Annotated in this window: 22 protein-coding genes; 11 read left to right on the top strand and 11 right to left on the bottom strand. The window is 73.2% G+C overall.

The window, feature by feature from the left end; genetic code table 11:
- The first annotated feature begins 210 nt into the window (after positions 1-210).
- Entirely contained in the window at positions 211-885 is a 675-nt protein-coding gene (locus tag ACGFWJ_RS23510) for a response regulator (RefSeq protein WP_387642391.1), read from the top strand.
- Between the two features lie 101 nt (positions 886-986).
- Positions 987-4,703 (top strand): WGR and DUF4132 domain-containing protein, encoded by a 3,717-nt coding sequence (locus ACGFWJ_RS23505; protein ID WP_392952758.1) that lies wholly within the window; start codon positions 987-989, stop codon positions 4,701-4,703.
- 34 nt (positions 4,704-4,737) lie between these two features.
- On the opposite strand, the gene ACGFWJ_RS23500 is transcribed toward ACGFWJ_RS23505, so the two are convergent.
- On the bottom strand, positions 4,738-5,382 hold the full coding sequence (locus ACGFWJ_RS23500; protein ID WP_392952755.1) for a DUF5134 domain-containing protein: 645 nt from the start codon (positions 5,380-5,382) through the stop codon (positions 4,738-4,740).
- Positions 5,383-5,417: 35 nt separating this feature from the next.
- Entirely contained in the window at positions 5,418-6,920 is a 1,503-nt protein-coding gene (locus tag ACGFWJ_RS23495) for a tyrosinase family protein (protein ID WP_392952752.1), read from the bottom strand.
- A 295-nt stretch (positions 6,921-7,215) separates the two neighbouring features.
- Between ACGFWJ_RS23495 and ACGFWJ_RS23490 the strand changes: the two genes are divergently transcribed.
- From ACGFWJ_RS23490 to ACGFWJ_RS23480, 3 genes are all read left to right on the top strand, one after another.
- A complete protein-coding gene (locus ACGFWJ_RS23490) occupies positions 7,216-8,142 on the top strand; it encodes an amidohydrolase family protein (protein WP_392952749.1) in 927 nt (308 codons plus the stop codon).
- Between the two features lie 79 nt (positions 8,143-8,221).
- On the top strand, positions 8,222-9,424 hold the full coding sequence (locus tag ACGFWJ_RS23485) for a sensor histidine kinase (RefSeq protein ID WP_392952746.1): 1,203 nt from the start codon (positions 8,222-8,224) through the stop codon (positions 9,422-9,424).
- Positions 9,421-10,125, top strand: coding sequence for a response regulator (locus tag ACGFWJ_RS23480; protein ID WP_392952744.1), 705 nt, complete (start codon positions 9,421-9,423; stop codon positions 10,123-10,125). The genes ACGFWJ_RS23485 and ACGFWJ_RS23480 overlap by 4 nt, the downstream gene beginning before the upstream one ends.
- A 60-nt stretch (positions 10,126-10,185) precedes the next feature.
- On the opposite strand, the gene ACGFWJ_RS23475 is transcribed toward ACGFWJ_RS23480, so the two are convergent.
- The 3 genes from ACGFWJ_RS23475 to ACGFWJ_RS23465 all read right to left on the bottom strand — a co-directional run bounded on the left by ACGFWJ_RS23475 (position 10,186) and on the right by ACGFWJ_RS23465 (position 14,452).
- Positions 10,186-11,361, bottom strand: coding sequence for an alpha/beta hydrolase family protein (locus ACGFWJ_RS23475; protein ID WP_392952741.1), 1,176 nt, complete (start codon positions 11,359-11,361; stop codon positions 10,186-10,188).
- 576 nt (positions 11,362-11,937) lie between these two features.
- A complete protein-coding gene (locus ACGFWJ_RS23470; protein WP_392952739.1) occupies positions 11,938-13,392 on the bottom strand; it encodes an RICIN domain-containing protein in 1,455 nt (484 codons plus the stop codon).
- 154 nt (positions 13,393-13,546) lie between these two features.
- Positions 13,547-14,452: an NAD(P)-dependent oxidoreductase gene (locus ACGFWJ_RS23465; RefSeq protein WP_392952736.1), complete on the bottom strand. Its 906-nt coding sequence runs from the start codon at positions 14,450-14,452 to the stop codon at positions 13,547-13,549.
- A 96-nt stretch (positions 14,453-14,548) separates the two neighbouring features.
- On the opposite strand from ACGFWJ_RS23465, the gene ACGFWJ_RS23460 reads away from it, so the two are divergent.
- Positions 14,549-14,953, top strand: coding sequence for a winged helix-turn-helix transcriptional regulator (locus ACGFWJ_RS23460; protein WP_392952734.1), 405 nt, complete (start codon positions 14,549-14,551; stop codon positions 14,951-14,953).
- Between the two features lie 3 nt (positions 14,954-14,956).
- On the opposite strand, the gene ACGFWJ_RS23455 is transcribed toward ACGFWJ_RS23460, so the two are convergent.
- The 4 genes from ACGFWJ_RS23455 to ACGFWJ_RS23440 form a co-directional block, all read right to left on the bottom strand.
- Positions 14,957-15,433, bottom strand: a complete 477-nt coding sequence (locus tag ACGFWJ_RS23455; RefSeq protein WP_392952731.1) for a SitI3 family protein — start codon at positions 15,431-15,433, stop codon at positions 14,957-14,959.
- Positions 15,434-15,534: 101 nt separating this feature from the next.
- Positions 15,535-17,247: a GAF domain-containing protein gene (locus ACGFWJ_RS23450; protein ID WP_392952729.1), complete on the bottom strand. Its 1,713-nt coding sequence runs from the start codon at positions 17,245-17,247 to the stop codon at positions 15,535-15,537.
- A 143-nt stretch (positions 17,248-17,390) separates the two neighbouring features.
- Positions 17,391-18,200: a RimK family alpha-L-glutamate ligase gene (locus ACGFWJ_RS23445; protein WP_392952726.1), complete on the bottom strand. Its 810-nt coding sequence runs from the start codon at positions 18,198-18,200 to the stop codon at positions 17,391-17,393.
- The gene (locus ACGFWJ_RS23440; RefSeq protein WP_392952723.1) at positions 18,197-19,108 is read right to left on the bottom strand and encodes a RimK family alpha-L-glutamate ligase; all 912 of its coding nucleotides are present in this window, start codon (positions 19,106-19,108) and stop codon (positions 18,197-18,199) included. Before ACGFWJ_RS23440 ends, ACGFWJ_RS23445 begins: the two co-directional genes overlap by 4 nt.
- 215 nt (positions 19,109-19,323) lie before the next feature.
- Between ACGFWJ_RS23440 and ACGFWJ_RS23435 the strand changes: the two genes are divergently transcribed.
- The 3 genes from ACGFWJ_RS23435 to ACGFWJ_RS23425 all read left to right on the top strand — a co-directional run bounded on the left by ACGFWJ_RS23435 (position 19,324) and on the right by ACGFWJ_RS23425 (position 21,332).
- Positions 19,324-20,031, top strand: a complete 708-nt coding sequence (locus ACGFWJ_RS23435) for an AAA family ATPase (protein WP_392952721.1) — start codon at positions 19,324-19,326, stop codon at positions 20,029-20,031.
- Between the two features lie 52 nt (positions 20,032-20,083).
- The gene (locus ACGFWJ_RS23430; protein WP_392952718.1) at positions 20,084-20,902 is read left to right on the top strand and encodes a hypothetical protein; all 819 of its coding nucleotides are present in this window, start codon (positions 20,084-20,086) and stop codon (positions 20,900-20,902) included.
- Positions 20,903-21,020: 118 nt separating this feature from the next.
- Entirely contained in the window at positions 21,021-21,332 is a 312-nt protein-coding gene (locus ACGFWJ_RS23425; protein WP_392952716.1) for a hypothetical protein, read from the top strand.
- On the opposite strand, the gene ACGFWJ_RS23420 is transcribed toward ACGFWJ_RS23425, so the two are convergent.
- Positions 21,304-22,938: a sensor histidine kinase gene (locus ACGFWJ_RS23420; protein ID WP_392952713.1), complete on the bottom strand. Its 1,635-nt coding sequence runs from the start codon at positions 22,936-22,938 to the stop codon at positions 21,304-21,306. The genes ACGFWJ_RS23425 and ACGFWJ_RS23420 overlap by 29 nt on opposite strands.
- 137 nt (positions 22,939-23,075) lie before the next feature.
- On the opposite strand from ACGFWJ_RS23420, the gene ACGFWJ_RS23415 reads away from it, so the two are divergent.
- Positions 23,076-23,603, top strand: coding sequence for a hypothetical protein (locus tag ACGFWJ_RS23415; RefSeq protein ID WP_392952710.1), 528 nt, complete (start codon positions 23,076-23,078; stop codon positions 23,601-23,603).
- Positions 23,604-23,624: 21 nt separating this feature from the next.
- On the opposite strand, the gene ACGFWJ_RS23410 is transcribed toward ACGFWJ_RS23415, so the two are convergent.
- Positions 23,625-24,800 carry a methyltransferase domain-containing protein gene (locus ACGFWJ_RS23410; RefSeq protein WP_392952708.1) on the bottom strand — a complete coding sequence of 392 codons (1,176 nt, stop codon included), beginning with the start codon at positions 24,798-24,800 and terminating at the stop codon, positions 23,625-23,627.
- A 361-nt stretch (positions 24,801-25,161) separates the two neighbouring features.
- Here ACGFWJ_RS23410 and ACGFWJ_RS23405 point away from each other — a divergent pair, with 361 nt between their 5' ends.
- Complete coding sequence (locus ACGFWJ_RS23405) at positions 25,162-26,115, top strand: polysaccharide deacetylase family protein (protein ID WP_392952705.1); 954 nt, start codon at positions 25,162-25,164, stop codon at positions 26,113-26,115.
- Positions 26,116-26,263: the final 148 nt, after the last annotated feature.

Genomic DNA, 26,263 nt, shown 5'->3' with positions numbered 1-26,263 from the left:
CGGCGGACGCCCGACGGACGACCGAGGGACGACACCCCAACGGTTCAGGCACGTCCGAGCATCGCTGTCAAGGGCCGACCGGCCCTGCTTCGGGGCCGGTCGGAGGCGGGTACCCCTCCCGGCCCCCGGGTACGGTTTGGCAGACTGCAGGGTGTCTGCGTCCGGGCTCCGGCCCTGACGTCCGCGAATTGCGCGAGGAGAGTTGCTGCCATGTCCGAGGGATCGGCGCCGATCAGGGTGTTCCTGCTGGACGACCACGAGGTGGTCCGCCGCGGGGTGCACGACCTGCTGGACTCCGAGCCCGACCTGGAGGTGGTCGGCGAGGCCGGCACGGTCGAACAGGCCCTCGCCCGGGTGCCCGCGCTGCGCCCGGACGTCGCGGTGCTCGACATGCGGCTGCCCGACGGCGACGGGGTCTCCGTGTGCCGGGAGTTGCGTTCACGGATGCCGCAACTCGCCTGCCTGATGCTCACCTCGTTCGACGACGAGGAGGCGCTGCTCGACTCGATCATGGCGGGCGCGGCCGGCTACGTGCTCAAGCAGATCAGCGGCACCGACCTGGTCACCGCGATCCGTACCGTCGCCTCCGGCCAGTCCATGCTCGACCCGGGCGCGGCTACCCGTCTGATGGCCCGCCTGCGCGGCGAGGCCCCGGCGCCCGCCCCCGACTTCCCCAACCTGACCGAGCGGGAGCGCGAGATCCTGGCGCTGATCGGCGAGGGCCTCACCAACCGGCAGATCGGCGAGCGGGTGTTCCTCGCCGAGAAGACCGTCAAGAACCACATCTCCCGCCTGCTCGCCAAGCTCGGCGTCGAGCGCCGGGTGCAGGCCGCGGTCATCGCCACCCAGACGCTGTCCGCGCCCTCCTCGGAGCGCGGCGCCTGATTCCCCTGCGGTTCCGCGCCACCAGGGGTGGTGTCGGAACCGCTCGCTAGGGTTCCCACCGGGCGGCCGGACGATCACGGCGGCCGCCCGGAGCCATCGGCATGTCTGGAGGGGCAGTGCGGCGCTGGGAGTTGGTCGGGGACGGTTCGTCGAAGTTCTGGGAGGCGGCGACCGACGGCGCGTCCGTGCAGGTCCGCTACGGCCGGATCGGCACCGAGGGACGCCTCCAGGTCAAGGAACTCGCGGACCCGGCCGCCGCCGAGGCGCACCTCGCGAAGCAGGTCGCCGAGAAGGAGCGCAAGGGGTACCGGGAGACGGGGGGCGCTCAGGCTCCGACCACTCCGACCGCCCCGACCGACCCGGCCTCCTCGCCGAATCCGTCCGCCGACGCTGCGCAGACCGCCAAGAGCCTGGCGGCCGTCGAGCAGGACGTCGAGCAGGACGTCGAGACCGTCGAACAGGGCGCCGGGGACGCCGAGTTCGCCGAACTGCCGGACGAGGACGCTTTCGTGCTGCCGGAGTCCTGGTACCCGCTGGTGGTGCCGCGCCGTGGCGGCGGGGTGCCGGCCGGGCCGGCCCGGCCGGTGGTGGATGCGGCGGCGGCCGAGGAGCTGGAGCTGCTGCGGATCGCCAAGAACGAGACCTGGATCGAGCGGGTGCTCGACGACGCCAACTCCGAGCAGTACCTGGTGCGGGCCGCCCGCGCGCACCTGCGCGGGATGCCGGACGCGATCGGCGCCGCGGCGGTCGCGGCGATGCTGCGCGAGACCTGGCAGAAAGGCGGAATCCAGGAGGTCCTGGACTCCTGGATCGCCCGGTTCGGGCTGGGTTTCGCGGCCCGCGCCACGGTGGCGTCCTTCGAGTTCGACTCGAGTTGCGCCCGGCCCAACCACCACCGGACCGGGCTGATCTCGGAGGGGTCGGGCCGCCGGGAGCTGCGTGGGGCGGAGTTCGCGTTCACGCTGGCGCAGGGGGTGCGGCGGGCGCTGGCGCTCGCCGACGAGCCGGAATACCGTTCCGTGCTGGCCGAGTTGGCGGCGATCCGGACCCGGCGGGACCGCCGGGCGGCGACCGCGTTCCTCGCCCCGGAGGTACCGGGCTGGGTGGACGAATGCCTGGCCGAACTGCCGGCGTTCGGGAAGATCAGCGAGGTTTCGGTCGCCCAGTTGCTGCACTCGGTCGGCACGGCGGAGCAGGTCACGCGGATCGCCCAGCAGCCGCCGCTCCGCCCCTGGATGAACTGGCCGCCGAGCCAACTGCCCACCTTGGCCGACGCGGTGGGCCCCGCATGCGTGCCGCTGTTCGGGCGCGCCCTGGACACCCAGTACGACCTCGACAAGATCCGTCAACTCGCCCTCCAGATAGCCGAGTTCCCCGGCGACCGGGCGTTCCGGCTGCTGCTCGACCGGATCGAGGTCCGCCACGTCCGCCCCGGCCTGCTGCACGCGATGCGCCGCTTCCCGGTGCGCGCGGTGCGGCTGTTGGCGGAGTTCGCGCGGCAGCGGGTCGGCGCGGAGGCCGCGATCGCACGGCAGTTGCTGGTCAGTCACCTCGGCTCGCTCCGTTCGCAGTTGCCCGAGGTGCTGGCGCGACTCGACGCCGACACCGCCGAGTTCGTCGCCTCGCTGAGCAGAACGCAGCAGCAGTTGCCGGAGGCGGAGGCCGCCGCACTGCCCGAGCTGCTGACCTCGCCGCCGTGGCTGCGCCCGCGTCCCGCCCGGAAGCCGAAGGTGCTGACCGGGGTCACCGCCGACGGCACCGCCCAACTCCTGTGGACGGAAGGCGAGTCGGAGCAGTGGCGGGAGGACACGCAGTCCCCGTGGACCTTCGGTCCGGGCTTCGACTGGGCCGCCGAGGCGGAGATCCGGCTGAGGGAGGCCGGCGGCCTCTGGTACGGTGCGGAACTGCTGGCGCACGGCCCCGAGGAGATCGTGGGCCAGTACCTGGAGGGCTGGCGGCCCGGCGAGTACTGGAACGCGGCGGAGTCGCTGCGCCCGGTGGTCGCCAGGTTCGGCCTGGCCGCGCTGCCGTTGCTGCGCGACGGTGCGGCGGCCCAGCCCGGGCACGTGGTGCCGCTGCTGCTGCCGTTCCGCGACGTCACCGTCGCCGGGGTGATGGCGGACGCCCTGGTGCGCCTCAAGTCGCAGCGGGCGACGGCTCGTTCGTGGTTCGTCCGGCACGGCGTCGAGGGTGCGCTGCTGCTGGTGCCGAACGCGGTCGGCAAGGCCGGCCGGGCCCGGTTGGCCGCCGAGAGCGCGCTTCGGCTGGTCGCGGCGCAGCAGGGCGTGGACGTCCTGCTGGCGGCGGTGCAGGAACGTTACGGCGATGCGCCGGCGGCCGTGGTGGCGGCGGCGCTGAGCGCGGACCCGCTGGTCAACGCGCTGCCGGCGAAGATGCCGGAGTTCCCGGACTGGCTGCTGCTCGGTGCGCTGCCGCAGTTGGTGCTGCGTTCCGGTGCGGCGCTGCCGCGGTCGGCGGTGCGGCACGTGGTCACCATGATGTCGCTGTCGAAGCTGCGCGACCCGTATCCGGGTCTGCCGCTGGTGGCTGAGCTGCTGCGGCCGGAGTCGGCGGCGGAGTTCGGCTGGGCACTGTTCGAGGAATGGCGGCAGGCGGGGATGCCCGCGGCGGACAGCTGGGCGCTGTTCGTGCTGGGCGAGTGGGGCGACGACGACACCGCGCGCCGGCTGGCCCCGGTGCTGCGCGAGTGGCCGGGTGCGGGTGCGCACCACCGCGCGGTGGAGGGCCTGGACGTGCTGGCGGGGATCGGCAGCGACGTCGCGCTGATGCAGTTGCACGGCATCGGGCAGCGGGTGAAGTTCAAGGCGCTGAAGTCGCGGGCGCAGGAGAAGGTCGCCGAGATCGCGGAGGCGCTGGGCCTGACGGGCGAGCAGCTCGGCGACCGGCTGGTGCCCGATCTGGGGCTGGACGCGGACGGCACGACGGTCGTCGACTACGGTGCGCGGACGTTCACGGTCGGGTTCGACGAGCAGCTGCGTCCGTTCGTGCTGGACGCGGACGGCAAGCGCCGCAAGGATCTGCCCGCGCCCGGTGCCCAGGACGACCCGGAGCTGGCGCCGGCCGGACGCAAGCGCTTCGCCGCGCTGAAGAAGGACGTCCGGGCGCTGGCGAGCGTGCAGATCCAGCGCCTGGAAGCCGCGATGGTCGCCGGACGGACCTGGTCGGCGGCCGAGTTCCGTACCCTGCTGGTCGATCACCCGCTGCTCCGGCACCTGGTCCGCCGGCTCGTCTGGAGCACGGCGGACACCGCGTTCCGGGTCGCCGAGGACGGCGCCTTCGCCGATGTCCGCGACGAGGCGTTCACGCTCCCCGAGGACGCCGTCGTCCGCCTCGCCCACCCCCTGCACCTCGACGTTCCCGCCTGGTCCGCGCTCTTCGCCGGCCACGGGCTGCTCCAGCCGTTCCCCCAACTCGCCCGTCCGACCGCCGCGTTGACGGCGGAGGAGGCCGCCGGGCACCGGCTGCACCGCTTCGAGGGAGCGAAGATACCGGTGGGCCGTCTGCTGGGCATGACCAAGCGCGGCTGGCAGCGCGGCACCCCTGAGGACGCGGGGGTCGAGCGCTGGTTCCACAAGCCGCTGCCGAACGGCCGGCACCTGGTGATCGCGCTCGAACCGGGCATCTACGTCAGCGTGGTGACGGAGTTCCCCGAGCAGACCTTCAGCACGGTGTGGCTGGACACCCGGGCCCGCGACTACTACCGGTCCCGCCGCGAGTACGGTGAGCGCTTCGCCGACCTGGACGCCGTCACCGCCTCCGAACTCCTCGCCGACCTCGAGGAGTTGACCGCCGACTGAGCACCCCTCCGGCGGCGGGGGCCTTGCCGGGGGGTCAGCTCATGCCGACCAGCATGTAGAACATGCCGATGGCCATCACCGTGCGACGCGCCGAAACCAGGCGGAGCAGGGCGGGCGGCCCGGGTGCCCGTGACCGCGCACCCGGGCCACCACCCGGCCCGGGTGCGTGGTCACGGGCCGGGTGGCGGCCCGTGGCCGGGCGGGGCAGCAGGAGGGCGGCGACTCCTACGGCGGCGTACCCGAGGAAGTACGTCGCCAGGAGGAGCAGCGTCCAGGCCGGCACCGCGGCATGAGCGGCCTGGACACCGGTGCCGCCGGCGTGGTGGTGCTTCGGAGCCACTGCGAGGGCGACCATCGCGGACGCGCCGACGACGTGGTGGGCGTGGTGCGCCCGGGCACCGGGCGGCACCGCGTGGCGCTCCTGGTGCCGCCCGGCGGGTGCCGGGCTTCGGCGTACCGGCCAGGCCGCGGACGCGGCGAGCAGGGCCGCCCACAGGCCCTGCGGCAGTGGGTCGAACGCCGGTGCCGTCATCGCGGCCACCGCGAGCGCCATCACGATCTCGGCCGCCTCCAGCCGGCGGTCCGCGCATCGGCCGGCCGCGATGCCGGACACGCCGTGCACCACGCACCAGCCGGTCAGGGCGATCAGCAGGGCGGTGGCGATCACGGGTTCCCGCACCGGAACCTCCCGTCCGCCGCCCGCGCCGCCACCGGCTACGCGTCCTGCACCAGCAGCCGCGCGTTGACGGTCGGGTTGCCGGCCTGCGCGAGCGGGAACGCGGTGCCGACCTCCTCGGAGTGCCCGGGCACGTCGATGCGGACGGACAGCGTCCGGTCCTGGATCTGTTCCTGCGGCATTCGGAAGTCGAGGTTGATGATGCCGTGCTTCACGCAGGTCGGGCACTTCCGCGGCATCTTCGGCTGGAAGAAGTAGCGCTTCGCGACCGGCGCGCCGTCGGCGAGCAGCGTCACGAAGAACGACCCGGGGATGTTCAGCCGGTCGATGCCCTTCACCCGCACCGACACCGGGTCGGTGCTGCGGAACGCGAAGGGGCTGGCGGCGTCGGTGCTCCCGGACAGGTTCTCCATGACGCGCTCCGCGGGGCCGGGGACGTCCAGCCGGTCGTACGAGACGGTCGTCTCGATCGTCTGGTCGGCGGTCGTGGTGAACGGTGGCAGTGCGTTGAACGGCGCGGTGAGCCAGCCGGTGTCGGTACCCAGAGTGGATCGGAAGCCGGTCAGTGTGGTCGCCTGGGCGCGGGTCTGCCAGCTCAGCCAGAGGCGGTCGATGTTGCAGTGGAAGAACCAGAACACCGGGTCGAACGATGAGACGTTCTGGTCGGCCATCGTCGGCCCGATCGATCCGTGGCCGCCGTCGTGGGCCTGGATCGAGAAGTCCTGGTACCCGTTGACGTTGTACGCGCCCCACAGCGACTGGGTCAGCGAGGTGGTGATGTCGTCCAGCACCCCGAAGTCCTGCATGTTCTGGGTGATGGTCGCGACGGGGAACCGCTGGGTGGTGTACGGGAAGTACCCGGTGACGGGCTGCGGCGTCGCGTTGGCGCCGGGATCGGCCGGCAGGACGTACTGGTCGAGCGGCGGGTGCTGGAGCCGGTCCGGCAGGGCGGTCGTGATGTCCCAGTAGGGGAGCGTCACCGTCTCGCAGCCCGGGACGGAACGCAGCGCGTCCTCGAAGTTGATCAGGTACTGACGGTGCCAGGGATTGAACCGGTCTTCGTGGTGCAGGCACCAGCTCTGCGGGAGACCGTGCTGCCCGGCCAGCACGAAGTAGCTGTCCGCCGCGGCCGGGTCGCGGGCCATCAGGCCGCTGAACGCGGTCTTCAGCAGCGTGAACTCGGCGTCGGTCAGTGTGGTGACATCCTTTCGCAGCCTGGTCGGGGCCGGGCCGCCCGCCGGGGGCCCGCCGCCCGTCGCCGTACCGAGGGGGTAGCCGTTGACGATCCAGTTCTTGAACGTCTGGACGCGATCGGCGCTCCACTTCCCGGCCTGGTCCGGGGGCATCTGCGCGTTCGGCGGAGAGGTCTGCGCGAGGATGGCGAGCCCGTTCTTCCTCACCCCGTCGTAGGTTCCGAGCTCGATCCCCTTGGCGGCCATGTGGTCGACGTCCTCGGGCCGGAAGAAGAACCGGATGTCCGCCAGATAGGTGGGCGCCGCGACGACTTGATCGGCGGTCGGGTTTCCGGGGGTCGTGGTCATGCTTCCTCCGCTGGGCTCCGGACGGGAGTGACGATGCCGGCTGCGCGGTGCAGCGACGCACAGGGTCCATGGTCGGAGGGTCTGCGGCCGCCTGCCAGGCGGGCTGGTCCGCACAGGGCGCGGCCGCACGGAGGACGCCTGGATCCCCGTCCGACCGTCGTACCCGGTTCCGGGCCCTGGTGGTCGACGGCGGGGGGAGCCGAGGGCGGGCGCGGGCCGGAAACGGGAGCGGCATACGCTGATCCGGTTTCGCGCGTCTCGCGCGTTCCGCATGTTCACGAGAGGGGCAGTTCAGGTGAGTTCACTCCACGAGCCGCACAGTGTCGAGCCGTTGGGCGAGGAGTTCCGCGCGGAGGCGGACGAGGTGCGCCGGTTCTGGGGCGGGCTCGGCCTGCCCGGGCTGATCGACGTCCACACCCACTTCATGCCCGAACGGGTGCTGCGCAAGGTGTGGGAGTACTTCGACGCCAACGGGCCACTGGTCGGCGGCCTGGCCTGGCCGATCACCTACCGCACCGAGGAAGCCGAACGCACGGCCGTGCTGCGGGAGTTCGGTGTCCGGGCGTTCACCTCGATGCTCTACCCGCACAAGCCGGGCATGGCCCGCTGGCTGAACGACTGGGCCGTCGGCTTCGCCCGCCGCACCCCGGACTGCCTGCACACCGCCACGCTGTACCCCGAGCCGGACACCGGGGAGTACGTCCGCGAGGCCCTCGACGCGGGGGCCCGGGTGTTCAAGGCGCATGTGCAGGTCGGCGACTACGATCCGGCGGACGAGCAACTCCGGTCGGCGTGGGGGATGTTGGCGGAGGCGGGCGTCCCGGTGGTGATGCACTGCGGCTCCGGGCCCGCGCCCGGCCGGTTCACCGGCCCCGAGTCGGCCGCCCGGGTACTCGCCCAGCACCCCCGACTGCGGCTGATCGTCGCCCACTTGGGCATGCCCGAGTACCAGGAGTTCCTGGACCTCGCCGAGCGCTACCCGCACGTACACCTCGACACCACCATGGCGTTCACGGACTTCACCGAGAGCTTCATGCCCTTCCCCCGGCCCGCCCTGACCCGGCTCGCCGACCTCGGCGACCGCGTCCTGCTCGGCACCGACTTCCCGAACATCCCCTACCCCTATCTGCATCAACTCCGCGCCCTGGAACGGCTGGACCTCGGATCCGACTGGCTGCGGGCGGTCTGCCACCACAACGCCGCGAAGCTGTTCGGCCTCTGACCGCCCTACCACTGTCCACCTGTGGATGTATGCCCGAGGGCGGACGCCGGCGGCGGCGCCGCTGGCTACCATCACCCGCATGAATCGGGATGTGCCGCGCGCGCCGTGGCTGAGGCGACTGCCGTCGGGGGTCTGGACTGCGCTGAGCTGGTGCGCAGCCGGGCAGTTGGCGCTGCTGCTGTTCATGTCGACGACGTTCGAGATGGCCCCGCCGTTCGGACTCCGGCACCCGGGCTTCCTGGTGGACCTCGTCCCACGGACGGCACTCGCGGCGGCGCTGGCGCTGCCGGTCTGCTGGGCCCGGCGCCGGCCGGCCCAGGTGTTCGGGGTGCTGCTGGCCGAATCGGTGGTCGTGCTGGCGCTCGGCGAGCGGACGTGGCCGCTGTTCATGGCGCTGAACGTCCTGCTCGGCTACCTCGCGGCGGTCCGCCCGGGCCGGGTCTCCGTACTCGCCGGGGCGACCGAATTCGCCGTCTGGTTCGGCGAGTTGCTGGTGGTCCGGCACGACGCGCCGGAACTCAGCGACCTGGCGAGCACCGCCACGGCGTTCGCGGCCGGCATCGCGATCCCGTGGGCGATCGGCAACTCGGTACGCCAGCACCGCCGTTACAGCGCGGACCTGCGCACGTACGCCGCCCACCAGGCAATCACCGTCGAACGGCTGCGGATCGCCCGGGAGTTGCACGACGTGGTGGCGCACAGCATCGGCGTCATCGCGATCCAGGCCGGTGCGGCAAGCCTGGTACTGGACGTGGAGCCGGCCGGCGCGCGCCGGGCCCTGGACGCCATCGAGGCCACCAGCCGCGAGACACTGTCCGGCCTGCGGCGGATGCTGGTCTCGCTGCGGCACGCCGAGACCGGCGGCGAGGACCCCTCGATCGCCCCACCGCTCGCGGGACTTGAGGCCATCGACCGGTTGACGGAGACGATGGCGCAGGCCGGCGTCGAGGTGGACGTGCGCCGGCAGGGACGGCCGCGCCCGCTGCCGCCCGAGATCGACCTGGCCGCCTTCCGGATCGTCCAGGAGTCGGTCACCAACGTCCTGCGGCACGCGGGCGCCGACCGCTGCGAGGTCCACATCGCCTATGAGGAGCGGGAGTTGACCATCGAAGTGCTCGACGACGGCCAGCGCGGCACACCCGGCCGACGCGCCGGCAGCACCGCCGGCACCGGCTACGGGATCCCCGGAATGCGCGAGCGGGTCGCCCTGCTGAACGGCCGGTTCAGCGCCAACTCCCGCCCCGAGGGCGGCTTCCGGGTCGCCGCTAGGCTGCCCGTATGATCGCCCCCGACACAGACTCCGCACCCGCCGTCCGGGTACTGCTCGCCGACGACCAGGAACTGGTGCGCGCCGGGCTGGGCATGGCCATCACCCACTCCCCCGGCCTGGAACTCGCGGGCGAGGCGGCCACCGGCGCCGAGGCCGTCCAACGGGCACGCGAGGTCCGCCCCGACGTCGTGGTGATGGACATCCGGATGCCCGGCATGAACGGCATCGAGGCCACCCGGCTGCTCACCGCGGGCGCCGGCGCGGCCGACCCGCCGGTGCGGGTGCTGATGCTGACCACCTTCGACGACGACGAGAACGTCTACGGCGCCCTGCGGGCCGGGGCGAGCGGCTTCCTGGTCAAGGACATGCCGCTGACGGACATCCTCGCGGCGATCCGCGTGGTCGCCGCCGGCGACGCGCTGATCGCGCCGAGCGTCACCCGCCGCCTGATCGCCGACCTCACCGGCCTCACCGACCGGCTCACCCCGGCCCCGCCGAAGCGCAGCCTGCCGGGGATCACCGAACGCGAACACGAGGTGCTGACCCTGGTCGGCCGCGGCCTGTCCAACACCGAGATCGCCGAGCAGCTGTTCATCGCCCCCGCCACCGCCAAGACCCATGTCGCCCGCCTGCTGACCAAGTTGGACGCCCGCGACCGCATCCACCTGGTCATCGCCGCCTACGACGCGGGCCTGGTGTCCCCGTCCGGCTGAGAGCGGGCCTGGTGTCCCCGTCCGGCTGAGAGCGCCGAACGGGGACACCGACCGCCTGCGCTACGGGAGTTGGACGGACACCTCCGGCTGGTCCGGGGACGGCCCGTCCAGCAGCGGCTGCGGCTTGCCCTTCAGCTGGAGGTCGAAGAAGGCGGCGAGGTACGTCCGGGTGACCGCCAGCCCGCGCACCGGGTCGATCGCCCCGGGCTTGCCGGGCATGCCCGCGGCCTTGGCGAGCAGCTCCAGGTCGCTGAAGGTGCCGTGGTCGGCTCCGGCGACGGTGAGCCAGCGCTTCCAGCCGTCCAGCCGGGACCAGGCCTCGTCCCAGCTGGGGTCCGTGCCCGGGGCGTCGTGCACCCCGGCGGCGAACAGCAGGAACGGCCGTCCGTCGAGGCCGCCGGCCGGGACGGGCGCGAAGAACGTGCCGTCCATGTTCACGCCCGCCCGCACCCGGCGGTCGTTGGCCATGGTCACGGCGGCGGCGTCACCGCCGATGGAGTGCCCGGCCATGCCGATCCGCCGGTGGTCGATCAGGTGGGCCCGCTCCCACGGCGAACTGTCCGACGTCAGCCGGTCGATGACGAACGAGGCGTCCTTCGCCCGGCTCTCGGCGATGGCCGGCAGCCCGCCCTCCGGCGGCTGGTCGCAGATCGCGCAGGGGAGCGTCCGGCCGTCCGGGAAGGTGACGCCCGTGGACTCGTAGGTGTGGTCGATCAGCGCCACCACGTAGCCGCGGCTGGCCAGGTCCTCGGCGACGCTGCTGAACAGGGCCCGGGGGAAGGTGAATCCGGGCGAGAGCAGCACCAGCGGGAAACGGCCCCCCACCGGGCGCGCGTCCACCCGCGCCCAGGTCCCGACGCCGGCCACCGCCTCGGGCGGAATGGGGGCGGTCGGCGTCTTCCTCTCCAGCAGCAGCCGGGCCTCCTCGGTGGTCATGTAGGGCGCGGGCGTCCCGCTCCCGGCCCGGGCCGGGTAGTACATCGACACCATCAGCTGCCGCGGCCCCGCCGACGGCACCCACGGGTCCTGGCGGTTCCGGTCGACGAGGTGCAACAGGTCCCGCCCGACCGCGTACGGTCCGGTCGGGCGCGGCAGCGAGGCCGAGAACCCGGCCGCCACGGGGGCGGCGGCGGACACCGGCGGGGCAGCGGCGAAGGCGGGAGCCGCGGCGACGACCGGCAGCGGCAGGACGAGGGCAAGCACGGCGGTCACGGCCGCACGGCGGAAACTGTTCATGTCCCCGAACTTAGGCTTCAGGCACGGTGGTTGACGTCCGCCCGGGAGCGGATCACCACGTCCGCTCCCGGGCGGATCCGTCCTCCTCCCCCAGGCGGACCACGCCCGGGCGCCGGCGGCGCTGGCCAGGGTCTCCGACAACAGGTCCCCGATCCGCCGGCGGGCAGACCGGTTCACGTCGCGGCCGCCCCGTGCCGTCGCTGGCCGTCCGGCCGAGCGCCGAGGCCGTCGCCGCCGAGGACGCCCTGCTCGCGGAACACCGCACGGCGATCGAGCGGGCACTCGCCACCACGGGCAACGATCCGTCGCTGTGGCCGCCGCCCGGGCCCATCTCGGCGGCGCGGCTGACCCGTTGGGAGCGGCCGTGCTGCCACAGCTACTACCGCCGGGCGAGTGGTGGGGCGACGAACGCCGGCCCGACCTGGTCGACGCGTGGACGGCCCGGCACGGGCTGGCGTGCGCGGTGCACGCGGCCGTCCTGGTCCTCGACGTCACCCGCGAGTCCGGGCGGCTCGTCCAGCAGGACGTGCCGAGCCCCCGGGGGATCTTTCCCGGGGGCGGGCTTCCGTCCGGCTCTCAGGCGAAGACCGTGTCCTGGATCGTCGCCAGGCGTGCCCGGTCGGTGTGGGCGTTGACCCAGTCGGTGATGTTCTTCACGGCCTGGTCGGTGTCGCCGGAGCGCTGGTAGTCGTTGAGCTTGTAGCCGGCGATCAGGCCGTCCACGCCCGCCTCGCCGAGCAGTCGGGCGGCGCATGCGGCGGCGCCGGAGGAGGAGCCGATGGTCCAGGAGAAGACGCCCGTCAGGTAGCCGGAGTCACGGATCGCGGTGCTCTGCTTCAGGCCGGCGACCTTGTCGCTGCCGTCGTTGCCGCAGGTTCCGACGGCGGTGGCGAAGATCGCGGAGCCGTCGTCGACCAGCCGGTGCTGGAAGTTGACGCCGCCGCCGTTGTAGGAGAAGGCGATGCTGGCGTCCTGGTACGTCCCGGTGACCATCACGCCCTCGGACGGCGTGAGGTCCCGCTTGAGGTCGTCCCAGAGGGTGCGCTTGTCGTTGCCCCAGGTCACCTCGTAGATCACCTGGATGCCGTTCGCCACCAGCTTGTCCCGGGCCAGCGCCTTCAGCGTGCCGAGGTCCCGGTTCTCGGGGTTCTTGATGTCGACCCAGACCAGCGTGAGGTTGCGTCCGGCGCGGCGCTGGGCGGCCATCTCGTCGAAGATCGCCGACACCCGCTTGCGGTCCACGTTGCCGCTGTCGACGTTCTCGGACGCCGGGTTGCCGACGTCGCACGCCACCCATTCCCAGTTGTCGACGAAGCAGCCCCCGTACGCGTGGTTGGCGGCGTCGACCTCGATGGCGTTGTATCCGGCGTCGAGCGCCGAACCGACCCGGTCCGCGGAGTTGAGGTTGTGCGCGATCGCGTAGATCGGCCGCAGCCGCGAGCCCGGCCACGGCTGAACCGCCTGGCGGCCGAGCCGCTGGGCCGGACTGTCGTGGCAGTCCCAGATCTGCAGCGGGTTGCCGAAACGGAAGTCCGCGTTCGGGACGTCCAGACACTTCCCGCTGCCCGCGTTGACCAGTTGCCGGCCACCGAAGGGCGACGGCTCGTCACGCCACACCTGCGCGGGCGTCCCGTTGCAGTCCCACTGCCAGACGGAGGTGCCGTCGGCCGAGGCGCCCCACTTGACGTCCAGGCACTTCCCCGAGCCGGCGTTCACCCACGACACCCCGTTCCCCACCGGCCGCGAAATCCACCGCTGCGGACCGGAGTTGTTGCACCCCCAGATCTGGATCACGTTCCCGGTGACCGGAGACCCATTGGGCACATCCACGCACCAGCCACTGAGCGTCAACGACTCCGGATAGCTGTACGGCACCTGTCTCGGCGTCGGCGGCGTCCCCGACCCGCCGCCCGGCGGGGGCGTGTTGCAGGACGGCGGCGGCTCGGGCGCATCACACGGACTGGCCGCATGCACGGCGGGCGCGGTGACCAGGAACGACGCCACCAACGTCAGTAGTGACACGACCACCATCGGAAGTTTGCGTAGCATCAGGCCTCTCTCCACGGCCGGCGGGACCGCCCGGTGGCGATGTCCCGGTATGAGCACCGACCGTACGTTCGCCCGATTGCCACCCACTTGCCACCCACTCAACGGCCACCGCAGCCCCGCGCCCGCTTGGGTCCGGTCAGCGTGCCAGCAGGTCGATCACGCCCGTGAGGTCCTCCTCCCCGCTGGCCTCGGCCAGCCGGCGGCGCATCAACTCGAAGTAAGGGGTAAGGAGTTCGGGGCTGACGCCCTGCTCCTCGGCGGTGCGCAGGAAGGTGGGGGTGCCGGCGACCTGCATGGCGAGGTTGGAGACGACGCCGGTGGTGTAGTCGCCGGTGCGGAGGTGGTCGGCGGTCTGGTGGACGGACGGGGCCATCGCGGTGAGCCAGTCGGCGAGGAGGGGGGCGAGGGTGGTGGGGTCGATGTTCTCCTTGCGGATCAGGGCGAAGGCGTGGGCGGCGCCGGCCAGCATTCCGTACATGGCACTGAGCAGGGCGACGTCGTGCAGGGCGGCGAAGCCCGGGTCCTCGCCGACGTAGGTGGTGGCGAGCGGGACGGCAAGGGTCGGCCGGTGGCGGTCGAACAGGTCGTGCGAGCCGCTGTAGAAGACGTAGCCGCCGGCCTGCGGGATGCCGACCATCGGCGGGACGGCCATGATGCCGCCGTCCAGGTAGCGCGCGCCGCGCTCGCGGGCCCACTCGGCGCGGGCGCGGGCCTGGGCGGGGGTGCTGGTGGTGAGGTTGACCAGGTCCCGGCCGGTCAGGTCGGTCCCGGCCAGGACGTCGCCGACCGAGGTGTCGTCCAGCAGGCAGACGACGATCAGGCTGTTCGCGGCGACCGCCTCGGCGGCGTCGTCGGCGACCTTCGCGCCCTCGGCGGCGAGGGCCTCGGCGCGGGCGGGGGTGCGGTTCCAGACGGTGAGCGGGTGGCCGGCGGCAAGCCAGGTGCGGGCCAGTGCGGTGCCCATGGTCCCGAGGCCGAGCAGCGTCACCGGGGTGCGGTCAGCGGTGGTGGTGGTGGTGTTCTCAACAGTGTTCTGTGCCATGCCGATTAGGCTGGTCCAGGACCCGGAAGTGATCAAGTACGCACTTGGCAGTGGGTGGTTACCCCGGGGTGAGTGAGCAGGTCAGGAGGGTGGGGCATGACGACGCTGAACCGACCGGGTACGCCGGAGGGACACGTCTGCGGGATCGACGCCGCGATGGAGGTGATCGGCGGCAAGTGGAAGGTGCTGATCCTGTGGGCGCTCCACGAGCAACCGTGCTGCCGTTTCGGCGAGTTGCGCCGGCTGCTGCCGGGCATCACCGAGAAGGTCCTGGCCTCCCACCTGCGCGAGCTGGAGGCCGACGGTGTGGTGCGCCGGGTCTCCTACGACGAGGTGCCGCCCCGCGTCGAGTACTCGCTGACGGAGGACGGCGCGCGCCTCAACGACGCGCTCCAGCCGCTGGCGGCGTGGGCTCGCGAGCGGCAGACAGCGCGGGCGGCGGCGGAACGGGCGGCGACGGAACCGGCGGCGGCGGAACCGGACGAACAGGCGCTGCTTTGAGCCTCAGAACCGAAGGCTCTCCCGCCGGTACGGCCCGTCGATCATCGCCCGCCAGTGCTCGGGCCACATAAGGGGGTCCTCGTGCAGGACGAGGTCCTCCCCGCGCCGCAGCAGCCAGACGATCTCGTAGTTGTAGGTGAGGACCGCATCCACCGGGAGCTCCGCCAGCAGGCCCAGAACCAGCGCGATGATGTCCTCGTCCTGCGGGCCGGGCGGCTCGTACCGGGCCGGCTCGATCCACAGCTCGATCTTCGAGGGCACCCCGAACTCGCGGTCGACGGTGTCGACCGGATACCCCGACGGAGCCGAAACGTGGATCCTCGTCCCGCGCGCGGTCGCGGCCCCGGAGACCTCGAGCAGTTCCCCGAGAGCGGGGGGCTCTTCACTGAGGCCCTTCTCCCGGTACAGCCGGCTGACCCTGGCGGCGATCTGCTCCGCCGGTTCCTCGGTCGCCAGATACAGCTGGTGCGCGATCGTCACAGCCACGCTCCCCTTCGGTCGAACGTCAACGCCACTTGGCGGAGATCACTCTGATGGGACCGCACAAGCGCCGACAACCGAATTCCGGAAACGCAGAGCGCTCAATGCCTCAGTGGGGCCGACCAGTTGAGGGTGGTCCCGCCGTTGGGCGGGGCGGTGACGGTGAGGGTGCCGCCGAGGGAGTGGGCGCGTTCCTCGAGGTTGCGCAGGCCGCTGCGGCGGCCCTGGGCGGGGATGCCGACGCCGTCGTCCTGAACGGTGAGGACGACCTGGCTGCCGGTGGCCTGGAGGGCGACCTCGACGCGGCCGGCCTTGGCGTGCCGGGCGGCGTTGCTGAGCGCTTCGCCGAGGACGGCCACCAGGTGGTCGGCGACGGCGGGCGGGACGTCGGTGTCGAGCAGGCCCTCCATGCTGAGGCGGGGGGCGAAGCCGAGCGCGGAGTGGGCTTCTTCGACCACGTGGACGGCGCGGGCGCGCAGGCCCTGTCCGGCGCCGGCCTCGCGGACCCGCAGTCCGAAGATCGTCGACCGGATGATCTTGATGGTTTCGTCCAGGTCGCCGACCGCCCGCAGCACGCGGTCGGAGGCCCCGGGGTGGTCGATGAAGCGGGACGCGCTCTGCAGCGTCATGCCGGTGGCGAACAGGCGCTGGATGGCCAGGTCGTGCAGGTCGCGGGCGATCCGGTCGCGGTCCTCCAGGACGGCCAACTGTTCGGCGTCGCGCCGTCGTTCGGCGAGCTCCAGGGCCAGCGCGGCCTGGTCGGCGAAGGCCAGCAGCGGTTCGATCTCACGCTCGGTGAACTCCGGTTCACCGCTCGCCCGGACCAGCAGCAGCACGCCCTCGGTGTGGCCCTCGGCCCGGCCCAGCGGCACCGCGACGGCGGGGCCGAGGCCCGCGTAGCGGTCGGCGCGGGCGGGGAAGCGCGGGTCCTCGGCGAGGACGTGCGAGGTCACGGGCGCGCCCTGGGCGCAGGCCGCGCCGGAAATGGTGCCCTCCAGCGGGACGTCCGCGCCGGCCCGGCCGGTCAGGTCGCCGCCGAGGGAGAGCTCCATGTGCAGGCCGTTGCCGTCGGGCAGCACGGTGAGCACGTCGGCCTGCCGGGCGCCGCTGATGTCGCACGCCCGCTGCGCTATCAGCTCGACCACCTGGGTGCGGGAGCTGCCGGACAGCAGGCGGCGGTTGATCTCGGCGGTGGCGGTCAGCCAGCGCTGGCGGCGCTGCGCCTCCTCGTACAGGCGGGCGTTGTCGATCGCGACGCCCGCCGCGACGGCAAGGGTGGCGATGACCGATTCGTCGTCGTCGTCGAATCCGGCGGCGCCGCGCTTGTCGGTCAGGTAGATGTTGCCGAACACCTCGTCGCGGACCCGGACCGGCAGGCCCAGGAAGGTGCGCATCTCGGGGTGGTGGGCGGGACAGCCGGTGGACGCCGGGTGTTCGCGGAGGTCGTCCAGGCGCAGCGGTTCGGGGTGGCGGATGAGTTCGCCGAGCAGGCCCTTGCCGGTGGGGTAGGGGCCGATCTTGGCGATTTCCGCTTCGTTGAGGCCGACGGTGAGGAACTGGGAGAGGGTGTCGCCGTCGGCGCCGATCACGCCGAGTGCCGCGTATTTGGCGTCGGCGAGGACTGCTGCCGCCTCGACGATCCGGCGCAGCACCTGGGTGAGTTCCAGTTCCCGGCCGACGGAGAGTACGGCTTCCAGCAGGCTGTGCACCCGGTCCCGGGTGCCGCGGGCCACGTCGATCCGGGCCTGCAGTTCGGCCAGCAGTTCGTCCAGCCGGAGCTGGGGAAGCCGCGACCGCGGTTCCTCCTCGCGCACTGCGTTCCTCCTCGTCCGTTGGCCCCGTTCGACGCCCGATTCTCGCAGATTGGACCGTGGGGGTGGACCGACGGGTCGCCCGGGGCGTCGCGATCGGGCGGGGCGCGGGTGGAACCGGGCCTCCGGCGGGCGGCGTTCGCAGGTCAGCCGCGTGCGGGCGGCCCGAGCCGCGGCGGGCCCACGTCCGCGGCTCGACCGTCTGCGGCGGCCGTGGCAACGCGGACGGCGAGTGCGGCCAGTGCCTCGGGCGCGCCGGGCTGGTGGCGGATGCCGGGGAAGGCGTTGACGTCGACGGCGATCGGGCCGTCGGGTCCGGGCAGCAGGTCGATGCCGTACACGTCGAGGCCGAAGGCGGCGCCGGCGGCGAGTGCGAGGGCGCGTTCTTCGGGGCCGGGTGTCCAGGGGCGGCGGGCGGGGCCGCCGGGGTGGAGTTCGGAGCGGCGCTGTTCGGCGAACACCTGCCCGTCGACCACCCAGAGTTTGCGGTCCCAGCCGTCGCCGGCGATCGGCCGCTGGGTGATGACCGGTTCGGGCGCCCAGCGATCGATCAATGCCCGCCACTGTTCAGGAGTGTCGGCCCTGGCCACCAGGTCTTCGCGCCGGCTGTGCCGGCTCTTCACCACCACGGGGCCGGTCCAGCCGAGTTCGCCGAGCGGGCCGTCGGCGACGGTGGGCGCGAACGGCAGGCCGGCGCGGCGGGCGCGCTGTTCCATCGCCGTGCGGTCCTGGCAGAACGCGGTGGCGGCGACGGAGTTGAGCACGGCGGTACCGGCCTGTTCGTAGCGGCGGGCGAGTCGGAGCGCGGCGGCGCTGCGTGCCTTGAGCAGCAGCAGGTCCGCGTCCTGGCCGGCCGGTACTGTCGAATGGCCGTCAGCGGACAGGAGTTCGCGGGTGGCGGCGAGCAGCGGGTGGTCGAGGTCGCGGGCCAGGACCGCGATGCGCAGCGCCCTCACCGGGCGGCCGAGGCCGAGGCGGGCGCAGGGGCGGGCGCGGGGGCAGGCGTGAGCAGCGCACCGGCGTCGGGGGTCGGCCAGGAGGAGCCGGTGCGGGCCAGGCGGACCACGGCGTCGGCGACCCGTTCGACGGCGTGCGGTACTTGCCGGAAGCTCGGGAAGTCGTTGATGTCGACGACGGTCGGTCCGTCGGGTCCGATCAGTACGTCGAGGCCGTACAGGTCGAGGCCGAACACCTCGCCGACCTGCGCGGCGAGTGCGGCGACTTCGCGGGGCAGCGGGACGGGCCGTTCGGTGGCGGGCCGGTGCGGGTGCAGCGGCGAGGTGCGCTGGGTGGCGAAGAACTCGCCGCCCGCGCAGTACACCTTGAGGTCGAGTCCGTCGTTGGCGATGTACGGCTGCGCGATCTGCAGGCCCCCGCCCGAAAGACCCCCGCCCGAAAGGCCCGCCAACTCGGCGAGCTGGGAGGGGTGCTGGACGAGGTGGACGGCGCGCCCGGAGGAGCCGTCGGCGGGTTTGACGACCAGCGGGTAGTGCCGTTCGGGTATCGCGGCGAACGCGGCGGGGTCGGCGGCGGCCCAGGTGCGGGGCATCGGCAGGCCGTGCAGGGCGGCGACCACGGCGGTCTGCGCCTTGTCGCGGACCGGCCGGATCGCCCGGGCGTCGTTGACGGTGGTGAGTCCGGCCGCGGCGGCGGATTCCAGCAGGCCGAGGCCCGGCCCGCCGGAGACGGTCTTCAGCACCCAGGCGTCATGGGTGCCGCTGCGTATCAGCCGGGCGAGGTCGAGCAGTTCGGCGCCGGGGCGCAGTACGTCCACCCGGTGGCCGGCCGCCCGCAGGTGGTGGACCACCTCCAGCGGCATCCCGTCGTGGCGGTAGTGCTCCTCGACCAGGAAGCAGAACCTCATCTGTGCCCACCCATTCCCCTCTGTCCCCTCACGCGCGTGCCGTGGGGGCCGTTCGCATCGGTCCACCCTGCCACGGATCTTTGTTCGGAAAGCGTGCAGGGTGTCCGGGAACGGACACAGCCGCGTCACAGGCGCATTGCCGCAGGTCTGGAACCCAATGCCCGGGGCATGACGTTGACATGACGTTCCGTTGGCACACTCTTGAGGGGGCCCGTGTGCATCATTTGCTGCGTCCGCACGCCCGGCACGATCTTACGGACCGTCCGGCGCCGGCCGTGCTGGCCTATCCGGCGAACGACGTCCTGGTGGTCTCGGGTCTGCCCGGCAGCGGCAAGAGCACCTTGATGGCGCGCTGTGCCCGGACCCGGGTGATCGATTCCCAGCACACCCGGCAGCGTTTCGCCGCCGTCCTGCCGGGCGTTCCGTACGCGCTGTACCGGCCGCTGGTGCGCGGCGCCCACTATCTGCGGCTGCACGCCGCGTTGCGGGCGGGCGGGCCGCTGGTGGTGCACGACTGCGGGGCGTTGCCGTGGGTGCGCCGGGCGATCGCCCGTGCCGCGCACCGGCAGGGGCGGCGGCTGCACCTGTTGTTGCTGGACGCAACGGCCGCGCAGGCCGCGGACGGTCAGCGGCGCCGTGGCCGCCGGGTGTCGCGGTATGCGTTCGCGCGCCACCGCCGGGCGGGTGCGGCGCTGCGCGCGCTGGTCACGGCGGATGCGCCGCTGCCGGCGGGGGTGGCGTCGGTGGTGCTGCTGCCGCGCGCGTCGGCGGCCCGGCTGGCCGCGATCGAGTTCACCGCGCCGTGCGGCCGCGCCGCCGCACGGCCGGTGAATTCGCAGGTGGCGGCGGGTCGGCGGGTGCCCGCGCCGCGTCTGGTGGCGGCCCCGGCCCGGACGGCTGCGGGCGCTGCGGCGAACGGCTGAGCCGCCCCGCGCGTCGCCCGCCGCCCCGCGGGGTGCTGGCTAGTCTCCGGCCATGCACACCCCCTCCCCCTCCCCCAGGCCGCAGCGCGGCCCGCAGGCGCGGCGGATCGCCGACCGGCTGTCCGTGCAGTTCCGCGTCCCGATCGAGCCGCAGTACGAGCAGGCCGGGCACCGTTGGACGCTTCGCTGGTACGACGGGCCGACCGTCGCCGCGGTGCGCTGTGCGCTGGAGCGGCTGTTCCCGAACGGGGACCGGTTCGCGGTGCGGCGTGATCTGACCACGCGGGCGCTGGCGCTGGCCGCGATCCGGGAGACCCGGGCGGGGGCGATGCACCGCTCGGTGGGCAGTTGGGGGCAGCGCTACCACCTGGAGCAGTTGCTCGCCGATCAGGAGCATCCGGACCGGACCGCCGATCCGCGTGAAGCGGCCATGCTGGAGCGGCTGTTGGCGGCGGCGTCGACCGCCACCGCCCGCGGCTCCAGCGCGCCGGACCTGGCCCGCGCGTTCGACCTGGTGGCCCGCGACGGTGTCGCCTGGCTGCTGCCCGAGCACCGACTGGCCGGCCCGGCCGACCAGGACGCGCCGGCGCTGAGCCCGCTGGAGTACCTGACGTTCCGCTATGCGACGGGCGTGCACCGCGCCGCGTGGGAGACGGCGCTGGCCACGCTGCCGCTGCGCGAGGCCGTCGCCGCGGCGCACCGGGATCCGGAGCCCGACCCGGACGCGGCCCGTGCCGCTCTCACTCTGCTGCCCGCGCTGCGCGCCGAGGCGTGTGCCGAACTCGACGCGGTCGAGGCCCGGTTGGCCGCCGCCGCCGGCTCCGGCAGCGTGTCGACCCCTATTCTGCCTGTTCACGGGCGCTCACGGTAGGACTGGGAGCACAGTTGTTTTCCCTTGTCCGAGCGGTTCGTTCGGGCGCAGACTCGTCCGCATTGCCCCCGTTGGACGAGTTGATGGGAGTCGTGTGTCCGCACACGTCGATCAGGAAATGGCCCTGCGTGCCCGGGTGCTGCTGGCCGGCAGCGAAGCCCCCACCCCGTGGCAGGCCTACCGGGCGCACCGCCTGCTGGCCCGGGACAACCCGCAGGTGCACCTGCCGAAGCTGGCCCTCGCGGCCATCGAACTGACCCGCCACCACCCGGTGTTGCTCCGCCGTGACATCCAACTGTGCCTGCTGGACGAGGCGTTGGAGGCCGCGGCGGCGATCGCCGCCGACGACCCGTTCCGTCCGCGGGCCCTGGCCAGGATCCGTGACGAGCACGCGAAGCGGATCAAGGAGCTGGGGATCCCGATGAGTTGACGCCCGCACCGGACGAGGGCCGGTCGGTCGGCCGGGTCTGGTAGTGCTGCTTCTCGAGCAGCAGGCCGTCCTTGAAGCAGAACCGCGTCACGTCCTGGCCGTCGCCGGTGCTGATCTTCAGGTCACCCGCGAACCAGCGGCAGTGCGCGCCGTCCGGCACCGGCGGGCCGTACTTCTTGAAGTCGCCGGTCAGGAAGTCGCTGCCGACCGGCAGCCGGGCGTTCACCATTCCCTCGGACTGGCCGACCTCCATCGAGTCGTACAGCTTGGTCGACACGGTGGCGTCGCGCATCGAGCTGACGAACATCAGCACGCCGATCACGCCGACCACCGCGACCACGCCCAGCACCGCGGCCGCGCCCAGTGCGCAGCCCATCGCGGGGCTCCGGCGGCGTTTCTCGGGGCCGATCAACTCCCCGGCCAGTTCCCGCAGTTCCTCTTCCTCGGGGATCGCCGCCAGCGCCCCGTCCGAGGTGTACGGAAGCCGTCCGGCCAGCCGGAACCCGCCGTCCGGCTGCGCGGTGGCCTGTATCGCGCCACCGAGCAGCCGGGCCCGCTCGCGCAGGCCGGTCAGGCCCTGGCCGCCGGACACCGCCGAAGTGCCGTCCCCGCCGGGGCCGTTCACCACCTCCACGATCACCGAGTCCCGCTCGTACCGGACCGTCAGCACGATCAGCGCGCCCTGCGCGTGCTTGTGCGCGTTCGTCAGGCCCTCCTGGGCGATCCGGTACGCGGCGTGGCCGGTGGCGGCGGCGAGTTCGCGCGGCGTGCCCTCGTGCCGCAGCTCCACGTTCGTGCCCGCCGCCTGCGAGTTCTCCGCCAGCCGGTCGATCGCGTCCACGCCGCCCGCCGCCGGCGCCGAGTCCTCCTTCAGCAGGCCGACCACCTGGCGCAGTTCGCGCATCGCGCCGGTCGCGGCCTGCCGCAGCACCCCGACCGCCTCGCGCTGCCGCTCGCCGAGCGTGCGGTCCACCTCCAGCGCGCCGGTGTGCACGGCGATCAGCGCGAGCTGGTGGCCGAGGCTGTCGTGCATGTCCTGGGCGATCCGGTGGCGTTCGCGCAGCCTCGCCTGATGGGCGATCATCACGCGCTCCCGGATCAGCTGCTCGTTGCGTTCGCGCAGGCTGTCGAGCAGCGCGGTGCGCTGCGCCCGGTACCGGCCGAACAGGGCGGGCAGCACGCCCAGCAGCAGGTAGCCGACCACGCAGATGCCGAGCAGCGCGGGCAGCGGGAAGTGGTCGCGGTGGTTCTGCAGCACGCCCGCCGCGAAGTTCAGCACGAAGCCGATCGTGAAGACCACCGGCGCGTACCAGGGCTTGGTGATCCGGCGGCCCGCCGAGTACCCCGCCGCGACCAGCAGCGGCAGGAACCCGCTCGGCCCGCCGACACCCACCGCCGACAGCACCAGCACCGGCCCCGGCAGCCCCCGCCGCAGCAGGAACAGCACCCCCGCCGCGCCCACCACCAGCCCCGTCGGCCACGTCCCGCCGTCCGCCTTCTGACACAGCGCCGCCAGCCCGCACACCACGAGCCCGCCCAGCACCTCGCGGACCACCAGCCGCCACGACCAGGGCCCGGGAACCGCCCGCTCCACCCACTCACGCATCACCCTCAGACCCTAGCGGCCCCACACCCACCCGCCGCCCCCGGATCCGGCCGGGACCAGCGGTCATCGCGAAGTCGATCATCACAGTTCAGACACTGCTTCCCCGGCTTCATGAAGAAGCTGCGACGCTCGGGCCCATGCTCGAAGAGAACCTCGCCGAAGTCACCGTTCCGCCCATGCCCGCCGAGCCGCCCACCGCAGGCGCCCCCGCCGCTCGCACGCGGCGCTGGCTGCTCCCGGTCGCAGCCGGCGTGGCAGGGGTGCTCGTCGGCGCGGGCGGCGTCGGCGCGGCCTGGTGGCTCTCCGGCTCCGAGCAGGCTTCAGCCGAGCGGCAGTCGACGCCGAAGGTGTTCACGCTGAGCGGCTGGATGTCGCTGACGGGCTCGAACGCCGCCACCGAGGACGGCTCCTGTGCCGGATTGCGGGGGTACGACGACATCTCCGAAGGCACCGCGGTCACGGTCTACGACGCGACCGGCCAGGTGGTCGCCGTCGGGGCGCTGGCCGACGCCAAGCGGGTCGGGACCACCTGCAAGCTGCACGTGCTGGTACCGATGGTGCCGACCGGACCGAAGTTCTACCAGGTCGAGGTGGGACACCGCGGGAAGATCATGCTGTCCGCGGAGAACGCCGCCGCAGGCGCGTTCGCCGCCTCGCTGGGCTGAGCCGGAGGCCCTGCCCGGCCGTCACACCGGCGTCGGGCCGCGCCGTTCCCCCGGCGGGCAGCCGATCGCGGGCCAACGAGGGCCGGTGTCAGGGTCGTTGGCCCAGGCGTACTGCTCGGTGGGGGTGCGGGTGAGGCCGTAGTCGTAGACGCCGGGGTGGCCGGCGGTCTCCCATCCGGTCCAGGCGGTTTCGAGTTCGTCGGCGAGCCGGCGGGGGCCGCCCTGCGTGGTCCAGGCGCCGCCGGTGGGGCGGGCGGAGAGGACGGCCCAGGAGGAGTGGCCGTCGGTGATCCACGCGCTGGTGCCGTCCTGGTCGTGACCAGTGCGGACGGTCAGGTCGGGGAGGGCGACGCGCAGGGCGAAGCCCAGGCCCCACGGGTCGGCGAGTTGGGCCGGGTCGCGGTCGGTGGCGCCTCGGCGATCAGGTTCTGCGGTGCCGCGGATTTCGGCGAACGTCCGCTGCTGGTGGGCGTGTTGGGTTCGGGTGGGCATGAACCGGGCCAGGCCCTGCATCCAGCCGGTGGCGGACTTGCCGTCCTCGGCGACGGTGAGCGCGACGTGGCCGAAGCGGCCCCAGGGGGTGACGATCCGTCCGCCGGGGGCGGTCTGTTCGATCCACGCCCAGGGGATCTCCTCGACGGCGTAGGTGGCGATCACCCGGTCGAACGGGGGCCGGCCGGGCGCGCCCAAGTCGCCGTCGCCGGTGCGGACTTCGACGCCCAGGCCGGCGGCGGCGAGCCGTTCCGCCGCGGCGGCGGCGAGAGCCGCGTCCGCCTCGACGCTGACCACCCGGCCGGGCCCGGCGCGCCGCGCCAGTAGTGCCGCGTTCCAGCCGCTGCCGGTGCCGAGTTCGAGGACGCGCTGCCCGGGTTCCAGCCGCAGGCTGTCCGCCATGTCGGCGACCACGGCCTGGCAGGACAGGCTCGACGTGGGCAGGCCGTCGCCGAGTTGCGTCACCGCGGCCTCGTCCGGCGAGCGGTACAACTCACTTGCCCAGCCCGCCGGATCGGCCGTCCGGTCCACGGGCTGCCAGGCCAGGCCGTCCCACCGCCACAGGCGCCCGGGCGCGAACCCGTCCCGGGGCAGTGCCGCCACCGCGTCACGCACCCACGGCGAGCCCTCGGGCCACGCGCCGCGTTCCGCCATTGTCCGGTCGAGCCGGTCGCGGTACGACGGCAGGTCCAATTCCTCTGCCACCGCGCCTACTTGCGCCGCTTGCCGGTGCCTGGCGGCGGGGGCGGTACCTGCCCGTCCGAGGTCCCGGGCGGCGGGGTGCCCTGGCCCGGGTCCGGCGCGGGCTTCTCGTGCTCACCCATCGCAACCACTCCTCCCCTGACGACGACCGCCGCGCACGCGGCGAAGACCCTATCTTCCCGTCGGCCGCATCTCCCCCGCCAGGGCGCGCCATGGTCGTACGGGGGCGCACGACCCGCGCGGGCGCTCGAACAGTGGTGACAGTGCGACGGCACGCCGAACGAGGGGCCGACGAGGAACGAACGTGCGCCGGCCGAGTGAGGAACCGATTACTCATGGTGCGACAAGGGGATCATCGGCCGGTATGCCGACGAAGAACCGTGGCCGCAGGCCCTCGCACCGCCGCCACCTCGCCGCCCTCACCGCGCTCGCCGCCCTCACCACCGGCTGCGCCGCCCTGCACTCCCAGGACGACGGCGACACCCACGCCGCCTCCGCCCCCGCCGCGCCACCCGCCGTCCAGCCGGCCGCCGCCGCCCCGGGGGGCGCGGCCGGCCAGGAGATGAACGGTCAACTGTCCGCAGCGGAGCGGCAGTCGCGGGAGAGGGAGGCCGCGCTCACGGCCGCCCGACGCTGGGGCCTGGCCGCCCTCCCGCTGAAGGCGCCCGCCGCGCCCGCCGAGAAACCGGAGCTCACCGAGGGGCCGAACGTGCTCCTCGCCGACGGCCTGCCGCCGGTCGTCCGCCGCGTCCCCACCGAGGACAACGTGGTGTTCCTGACCGTGGACGACGGCGCCGAGAAGGACCCGGAGTTCGCCGAGATGGCCGCCGAACTGGGCGTGCCGATGTCCGTGTTCGTCTCCGACTACCTGGCCCGCTCCGACTACGGATACTTCCGCGCCATGAACGACCGCGGCGTGTCCGTCAACAACCACACCATCAACCACCCCGACCTGCGCCGTCTCGGCGCCGACGCGCTCCGCCGCGAGATCTGCGACCAGCAGGACCGCCTGGAGGAGGAGATCGGCACCCGCCCCTACCTCTTCCGTCCCCCGTACGGCGAATACACCCCCGCCGCCCTGCGCACCGCCGCGTCCTGCGGGGTCACGGCCGTCGTGCTGTGGACCGAGGAGGCGTTCCCCGACCACCTCGAGTACCGCTACTCGGACGAGATGCTCCACTCCGGCGACATCATCCTCACCCACTTCCGCGCCCCGGCCGCCGGCTGGAACGGCACCATGTCCGACATGCTGCGCCGCGTCGTCGACACCGCCACCGCCGAGGGTTTCGCCATCGGCCGCCTGGAGGACTACCTCTGACGGCACACCCGGGAAACCGGGCGACAGCGCCGACCGCACCCCGCCGATGACCGCCGAGTTGCTGCCGCGCCTCCCCCGCCGACGCGTGCCCGTCGCCGCGCCCACCGTCCGGACGCCGCTCGGGCCGCTCACCTTCACCCCCGAGCTC

The sequence above is a fragment of the Kitasatospora sp. NPDC048407 genome, from assembly GCF_043200475.1.
In the GTDB taxonomy this organism is placed as follows: domain Bacteria; phylum Actinomycetota; class Actinomycetes; order Streptomycetales; family Streptomycetaceae; genus Kitasatospora.
Note: the sequence above shows the minus strand (reverse complement) of the source record. Positions and strands in the feature narration are given on the sequence as shown.

Coding starts and splice junctions, on each gene's coding strand:
- ACGFWJ_RS23480 (WP_392952744.1), top strand. CDS start 9,421: ATGATCGCCCCCGACACAGACTCCGCACCCGCCGTCCGGGTACTGCTC.
- ACGFWJ_RS23425 (WP_392952716.1), top strand. CDS start 21,021: ATGGCCCTGCGTGCCCGGGTGCTGCTGGCCGGCAGCGAAGCCCCCACC.
- ACGFWJ_RS23495 (WP_392952752.1), bottom strand. CDS start 6,920: ATGACCACGACCCCCGGAAACCCGACCGCCGATCAAGTCGTCGCGGCG.
- ACGFWJ_RS23485 (WP_392952746.1), top strand. CDS start 8,222: ATGAATCGGGATGTGCCGCGCGCGCCGTGGCTGAGGCGACTGCCGTCG.
- ACGFWJ_RS23465 (WP_392952736.1), bottom strand. CDS start 14,452: ATGGCACAGAACACTGTTGAGAACACCACCACCACCACCGCTGACCGC.
- ACGFWJ_RS23420 (WP_392952713.1), bottom strand. CDS start 22,938: ATGCGTGAGTGGGTGGAGCGGGCGGTTCCCGGGCCCTGGTCGTGGCGG.
- ACGFWJ_RS23510 (WP_387642391.1), top strand. CDS start 211: ATGTCCGAGGGATCGGCGCCGATCAGGGTGTTCCTGCTGGACGACCAC.
- ACGFWJ_RS23505 (WP_392952758.1), top strand. CDS start 987: ATGTCTGGAGGGGCAGTGCGGCGCTGGGAGTTGGTCGGGGACGGTTCG.
- ACGFWJ_RS23460 (WP_392952734.1), top strand. CDS start 14,549: ATGACGACGCTGAACCGACCGGGTACGCCGGAGGGACACGTCTGCGGG.
- ACGFWJ_RS23470 (WP_392952739.1), bottom strand. CDS start 13,392: ATGGTGGTCGTGTCACTACTGACGTTGGTGGCGTCGTTCCTGGTCACC.
- ACGFWJ_RS23415 (WP_392952710.1), top strand. CDS start 23,076: ATGCTCGAAGAGAACCTCGCCGAAGTCACCGTTCCGCCCATGCCCGCC.
- ACGFWJ_RS23430 (WP_392952718.1), top strand. CDS start 20,084: ATGCACACCCCCTCCCCCTCCCCCAGGCCGCAGCGCGGCCCGCAGGCG.
- ACGFWJ_RS23440 (WP_392952723.1), bottom strand. CDS start 19,108: ATGAGGTTCTGCTTCCTGGTCGAGGAGCACTACCGCCACGACGGGATG.
- ACGFWJ_RS23405 (WP_392952705.1), top strand. CDS start 25,162: ATGCCGACGAAGAACCGTGGCCGCAGGCCCTCGCACCGCCGCCACCTC.
- ACGFWJ_RS23475 (WP_392952741.1), bottom strand. CDS start 11,361: ATGAACAGTTTCCGCCGTGCGGCCGTGACCGCCGTGCTTGCCCTCGTC.